The 6310-nt window shown below is 72.0% G+C and carries 6 protein-coding genes; 4 read left to right on the forward strand and 2 right to left on the reverse strand.

All coding sequences use genetic code 11. The features are described 5' to 3' along the window. Positions 1-15 precede the first annotated feature (15 nt). The 4 genes from GWK61_RS20285 (at position 16) to GWK61_RS20300 (ending at position 3997) form a co-directional block, all read left to right on the forward strand. Complete coding sequence (locus GWK61_RS20285; RefSeq protein ID WP_194910315.1) at positions 16-669, forward strand: GNAT family N-acetyltransferase; 654 nt, start codon at positions 16-18, stop codon at positions 667-669. A 78-nt stretch (positions 670-747) separates the two neighbouring features. Then, complete coding sequence (locus GWK61_RS20290; protein ID WP_194910316.1) at positions 748-2427, forward strand: acetolactate synthase; 1680 nt, start codon at positions 748-750, stop codon at positions 2425-2427. 19 nt (positions 2428-2446) lie between these two features. Further along, positions 2447-3106: a hypothetical protein gene (locus GWK61_RS20295; RefSeq protein WP_194910317.1), complete on the forward strand. Its 660-nt coding sequence runs from the start codon at positions 2447-2449 to the stop codon at positions 3104-3106. Between the two features lie 51 nt (positions 3107-3157). Beyond that, a complete protein-coding gene (locus tag GWK61_RS20300) occupies positions 3158-3997 on the forward strand; it encodes a class I SAM-dependent methyltransferase (RefSeq protein WP_194910318.1) in 840 nt (279 codons plus the stop codon). A gap of 49 nt (positions 3998-4046) precedes the next feature. On the opposite strand, the gene GWK61_RS20305 is transcribed toward GWK61_RS20300, so the two are convergent. Next, positions 4047-4448: a thioesterase family protein gene (locus GWK61_RS20305; protein ID WP_194910319.1), complete on the reverse strand. Its 402-nt coding sequence runs from the start codon at positions 4446-4448 to the stop codon at positions 4047-4049. After that, a partial coding sequence (cydC, locus tag GWK61_RS20310) for a thiol reductant ABC exporter subunit CydC (protein ID WP_194910323.1) occupies positions 4445-6310 on the reverse strand: 1866 nt, incomplete at its 5' end. The genes cydC and GWK61_RS20305, both read right to left, overlap by 4 nt.

Below are 6310 nucleotides of genomic sequence, written 5' to 3' on the forward strand. Positions count from 1 at the left end.
GTCTATCGTGCGCGTATGACGGACTCGACGACGACCATCACCGTTGTTCCCGCCAACCAGGCCACGTGGGAGGACCTGCGCACGGTCTTCGGCGAACGTGGAGTGCCGCACGGCTGCCAGTGCCAGTGGTTCAAGTTCTCCTCCAAGGAATGGCGGTCCATGCCGCAGGAGGAGCGTGAATCCGAGCTGCGGGACCAGACCCGCTGCGGCCGGCCCGACTCCGAGGAGACCACCGGCCTGGTCGCCTACCTCGGCGGCAAGCCCGTCGGCTGGTGCGCCGTCGAGCCCCGAACGGAGTACCCGCGGCTCCGGACGATGCGAATCCCGTGGACCGGCCGCGACGAGGACCGCGACGACCCCGGCGTCTGGACGGTGACCTGCTTCGTGGTCCGCACCGGATACCGCCGGCGCGGAATCAGCCGGGCCCTGACCGAGGCCGCCGTGGATCACGCGCGCGACCACGGCGCCACCGCCATCGAGGGCTACGCGCTGATCACCGAGCCCGGCAAGGAGATCGTCTGGGGCGAACTGTTCGTCGGGGCGAAGAGCACCTACGAGACCTGTGGCTTCCAGGAAGTCAGTGCTCCCACGCCCCGGCGCCGGGTGATGCGGATCGACTTCAAGCGGTGCGGATCGACTTCAACGGTGCGGATCAGCTTCGAGCGGTGAGGTGACCCTTGCGGAAGCCAGGTGCGGGCGGAAAGCTACTGACTCGTAACTTCGCCCCAGTCCGCCCGAGCCCCGCAGGTGACCGTCGTGACCGAAGCACAGCCCGAAACCCCGCAACCGCTGCACGGCGGCCAGATCTCCGTCGAGGTGGCCCGAGCCCACGGCGTCGAGACCATGTTCACGCTCTCCGGCGGACACGTCTTCTCGCTCTACGACGGCGCAGTGAAGGCCCAGCCCCCGATGCCGATCCTGGACGTCCGGCACGAGCAGACCGCCGTCTTCGCCGCCGAGGCCACCGCCAAGCTGACGCGCAGGCCGGGCCTGGCCGTCCTCACCGCCGGCCCGGGCATCACCAACGGCGTCTCGGCGGTCACCACCGCGCACTTCAACGGCTCGCCGGTGGTCGTGCTCGGCGGCCGGGCCGCAGACTCCAACTGGGGCAAGGGCGCGCTGCAGGAGCTGGACCACCCGCCGCTGCTGGCCCCGGTGACCAAGCGCTCGGCGACCGTGCACACCACCGCGACCCTGACCGCGGACCTCGACGACGCCTTCACCCTCGCCGACGCGCCGCACCGCGGCCCGGTCTTCCTCGACCTGTCGCTGGAGGCCGCGTTCGACGTCGACGCCAAGCCGCTGCCGACGGTCGGGGCCCGCGAGGCCGTCGCCCCGGACCCCGACGCGCTGGCCGCGATCGGGGATCTGCTGGCCCGCGCCGCCAAACCGGTGCTGGTGCTGGGCTCCGACGTCTGGATGGACGGCGCCGAGACGGCCGCGCTGGCGTTCGCCGAGGAGACCGGGGTCCCGGTCATCACCAACGGCATGGGCCGGGGCATCCTGCCGCGCGGCCACCGCCAGCTGGTGACGCGGGCCCGCTCGGCCGCGTTCGGCGGCGCGGACCTGGTGATCGTCGTCGGCACTCCGCTGGACTTCCGGCTGGGCTACGGGTTGTTCGGCGGCCGGGACGGCAACCCGCTCGCGCCGGTGGTGCACCTGGTCGATTCCCCGGAGCAGGTCAGCGGCCACATCGGGCTGGCGGCGAGTGCCGCCGGGGACCTGGCCGCGACGTTCGAGGGCATCGCAGAGTCCTGGCGCAGGTCGGCCAAGTCGGGCGGGTACGCGGACTGGCTGAACGCTTTGCAGGACAAGGCATCCGCGGCCATCTCCGCCGACCAAGAGCTGCTGACCGCGGCGTCGGACCCCATCCACCCGGCCCGCATCTACGGCGAGCTGCTGCCGCGGCTGGCCGACGACGCGGTGGTGATCGGCGACGGCGGCGACTTCGTCTCCTTCGCCGGCCGGTTCGTGGAGCCGGGGCGCGCGGGCTGCTGGCTGGACCCGGGCCCCTACGGCTGCCTGGGCACCGGCCTCGGGTACGCGATCGCCGCGCGGCTGGCGCGGCCGGCGTCGCAGGTGGTCCTGATGCTCGGCGACGGCGCGGCCGGCTTCTCGCTGATGGACGTGGACACTCTGGTGCGGCACGGGCTGCCGGTGGTGATGGTGATGGGCAACAACGCGTGCTGGGGCTTGGAGAAGCACCCGATGCAGGCGTTGTACGGGTACGACGTCGCCGCCGACCTGAACCCGGACGCGCGCTACGACAAGGTGGTGCAGGCGCTCGGCGGGGGCGGGGAGTTCGTCACCGACCCGGCGCAGATCGGGCCGGCCCTGGACCGGGCGTTCGCTTCGGGCGTTCCATACCTGGTCAACATCGCCACCGACCAGGCGATCGCCTATCCGCGATCGACCACGGGGCTGTGAGTTTTGTAGTCTCCAGCGCGTGACTGACTGGGTGACCATATCCTCGCTGGCGACCGCCGGGACCACGGTGGTCCTGGCGGCGGCCACGCTGAAGTCGGTGCGCTCGGCCTCGCGCGCCGCGGCCGCCGCCGAGCGGGCGGTGCTGGTGGGGCTGCGGCCGGTGCTGTTGAACTCGCGGCTGACCGACCGGGACGAGAAGATCTTCTGGGCCGACGACCACTGGGCCGTGGTGAGCGGCGGACGGGGCTACGCGGAGATCGTGGACGGGGTGATCTACTTCGCGATCTCCGTGCGCAACGCCGGCGCGGGCTTGGCGGTGCTGCAGGGCTGGGCCGTCTCCGACGAGCGCCGGGGGCCCGAGGACCGGCACACGGCGCCGCAGGACTACCGGCGGATGATCCGCGACCTGTTCATCCCGGCGCACGACATCGGCTACTGGCACGCCGCGCTCCGCGACGCCGACGATCCGCAGTACGCGGCGATGGAGGCGGCGATCAAGGAGCGGCGGATGTTCACCGTCGAGATCCTGTACAGCGACCACGAGGGCGGGCAGAGCAGCATCTGCCGGTTCGTGCTGCGGCCCCGGGACAAGGACGGGAACCTGGCGGACTGGATCGCCGGGGTCGGGCGGCACTGGAATCTGGACCGGCCGGATCCTCGGGCTGTCTGGTCTGTGTGAGGGGGGTTATCCCTTTGATCACGGGATGTGAGCAGACTAGCGTCGGGTGTCATGACTGAGACGACCGCGCCGCAGCCGGATCCGGACAAGTGGCTGGAGTACAACCGCGCGAACTGGGACGAGCGGGTGCCGATCCACGTGGACGGCCAGTTCTACGACCTGGACTCGTTCGCCGCGGGCCGGGAGACGCTGGAGCCGTTCGAGCTGACCGAGGTCGGCGACGTGCGCGGCAAGAGCCTGCTGCACCTGCAGAGCCACATCGGCATCGAGACCCTGGGCTGGGCCCGGCACGGCGCGGTAGTCACGGGGCTGGACTTCTCACAGCCGGCGATGGAGGCCGCGGCGGGGCTGGCGGAGCGGATCGGCGTCACCGACTCGCGGTGGGTCACGTCGAACCTCTACGACGCGGCCGAGGCGCTCGGCGGGGAGCAGTTCGACGTCGTGTACACGGGCAAGGGCGCGCTGTGCTGGCTGCCGGACATCGAGCGGTGGGCCCGGGTGGCGGCTTCGATGGTGAGGCCGGGCGGGTTCCTGTACGTGTCGGAGTTCCATCCGTTCGGGAACACGCTGGACGACGAGGACGGGCGCACGGTCGCGTACGACTACTTCGACCGGTCGCCGCAGGTGTGGGACGAGCCCGGGACGTACGCGGACTTCGAGGCGAAGACGCTGCAGAACGTGAGCGTGGAGTTCAACCACGGGATCGGGGAGATCGTCAGTGCCCTGATCGGGGCCGGGCTGCGGCTGGAGTTCCTGCACGAGTTCGACGTGACGCTGTTCGCGCGGTTCCGGTCGCTGGAGCGGCGGGACGGGGTTTTCCGACTGCCGGAGGGGCGGCCTCGGGTGCCTTTGATGTTCTCGCTGCGGGCTTCGAAGCCTGAGGCGGGGTAGGCGGTTGGGCTAAACATCAGAGCTCTGATGTTTGGGCTGCCCTCGACTCTTACAGCTTCGCCATGAACCGTTCGGCGTTGACGATGACGCGGGTGATCTCGCCTTCGCCGACCAGGCGGCCGTCGGCGTCGTGGGCGGCCACGGTGAAGCGCAGGAGGCGGTCGTCGCGGTGCGCGAGGTCGGCGGTGACGGTGACGGTGCCGCCGACCGGGGTGGGGTAGACGTGGTCGAAGCGGATGCGGGTGCCGACGGTGGTCTGGCCTTCGGCCAGGAGGGCTGCGGCCGCCGCGACCGTGGCCTGCTCGGCGAGGGCGATGAGGCGGGGCGTGCCCAGGACCGGGAGGTCGCCGGAGCCGACGGCGCGTGCGGTGTCGGCGTCGGTGACGTGGAGGGCGGTCTGCGCTTGGAGCGGGGCGCTTTCGGCGGCGTGGGCTCCGTGGGCTTCGGTCACGCGTAGACCCTACACAGACTGTGGAAGGCGCCCCGCCGGCTCATGAGCTCCGGCCAGGTGCCGCGCTCGACGACGCGGCCGGCGTCCAGGACGACGATCTCGTCGACGTGCTCCAGCCCGGCGAGGCAGTGCGTGACGAGCAGCGTGGTCTTCGGCAGCGCGAGCAGGTCGCGCAGCAGCGCGTCGGCGGTGGCGGGGTCCAGGTGCTCGGTCGGCTCGTCGAGGAGCAGGACGGGGAAGTCGGCCAGCAGCGCCCGGGCCAGCACCAGGCGCCGGTGCTGGCCGCCGGAGAGGCGCGCGCCGTGCTCGCCGACGAAGGTGTCGAGTCCGGCGGGGAGGGTGCGGACCCAGTCGGCGAAACGGGCGCGGATCAGGGCGTCTTCGAGGTCTGATGCCGTGGCGTCGGGGCGCGCGAGGCGGAGGTTCTCGCGGAGGGTGCTGTCGAAGACGTGGGCATCCTGCGCGCAGAGGCCGACGACGCGGCGGACGTCTTCGGCGCGGAGGGCGGCGGTGGGGATGCCGCCGAGGGTGATCGAGGCCTCGGTATCGGGGTCGACGAGGCGGAGCAGGGCACTGATGAGGGTGGACTTGCCGGAGCCGCTGGGACCGACGACGGCGACCTTACGGCCGGGCGCGAGGTCGAGGTCGAAGCCGCAGAGGGCGGGCTGATCACGACCGGGCCAGGCGACGCTGAGGTCGCGGACGCGGATGGCGTGGTCGGAGGGCAGCGGACGCGGGTCTGTGGGCTCGCGGACAGCGTCGGGAGCCGCCAGGACTTCGCGAACGCGCCGCTCGGCAGCTCGGGCGCGGCGGAGGTGCTGGAGGGCTTGCGGGAGGCTGGCGGTGGCTTCGGCGAGGGCTAGTGGGGTGAGGATGAGGACGGCTAGGAGGGTGACGGGGAAGGCTGCGGCATGACCTGCACTCAAAGCGGCTTGCCCGACCGCTTGCCCCGCAGCAGTCGCGATCTCACCGCCCGCCACCGCTCTCCCGCGCATCGCCTCCAGCCCGGCGTATGCAGCACCCCACACCATCGCACCGGTAGCCAGGATGGCGAGCCCGGTGCCCATGCCGCGGGCCCCGGCGGAGCGGCGTTCCATCGATGCCAGATCCCGATCGGCGGCCTCGATGCGGGCGAGGCGCGGCGGGACCGCGTCAGCGGCGATCAGGTCGGGAGCGCCGCGCAGGAGGTCGTGGAGTTCGGTGGTGAGGTGGCCCTTCGCGGGCGCCACGTGCCGGTCCGCCTTGGCCGAGGCGCGGGCCGCCGCCAGGGGGATCGCGATGCCGCTGACGAGCAGGCCGAGCGCCGTGATCGCCGCGACACTCGGGAGCGCCTGCGCCAGCGCCGCCACGGCGAGCGTGCCGGCCGTCGCCGCCGCGATCACCGGGAGCAGGAACCGCAGGTAGCGATCCTGGACCGCGTCGACATCGGCCACAAAGCGCGCCAGCAACTCCCCGCGCCGCCGCCCCGGCGCCTGCCGGGTGAGGCGCTCGTAAGTGCGGACGCGCAGGCTGCCGAGGATGCGGTACGCGGCGTCGTGCGCGACCAGGCGCTCCGCGTAGCGGAACACGGCGCGGCCGATGCCGAGGGCACGCACGGCGGTGATGGCGATCATGAGGTCGAAGATCGGCGGCTGCTGCGACGCCCGCGAGATGAGCCACGCGGAGGTCGCGGTCAGCCCCGTCGCGGACGCCAGCGCGGCGGCACCGAGGGCTGCTGCGAGGGCCAGGCGCGCGGTGGGGTGGCGGTCGCTGCCCGGTCGCTCAACTGGCCGAATCTGGGCGCGGATTTCGTCGGCAGGGTCTTGACATGATGAATTGCGAAGATTGTAGTTATTGAGGCGGTGCGCCCCCTGGGTGGGCGG

Source organism: Catenulispora rubra, assembly GCF_015356825.1.
In the GTDB taxonomy this organism is placed as follows: domain Bacteria; phylum Actinomycetota; class Actinomycetes; order Streptomycetales; family Catenulisporaceae; genus Catenulispora; species Catenulispora rubra.

What these genes read in the sequence shown, in the direction of transcription:
- GWK61_RS20300 (WP_194910318.1), top strand. Translation starts at nt 3,158, where the DNA reads ATGACTGAGACGACCGCGCCGCAGCCGGATCCGGACAAGTGGCTGGAG.
- GWK61_RS20285 (WP_194910315.1), top strand. Translation starts at nt 16, where the DNA reads ATGACGGACTCGACGACGACCATCACCGTTGTTCCCGCCAACCAGGCC.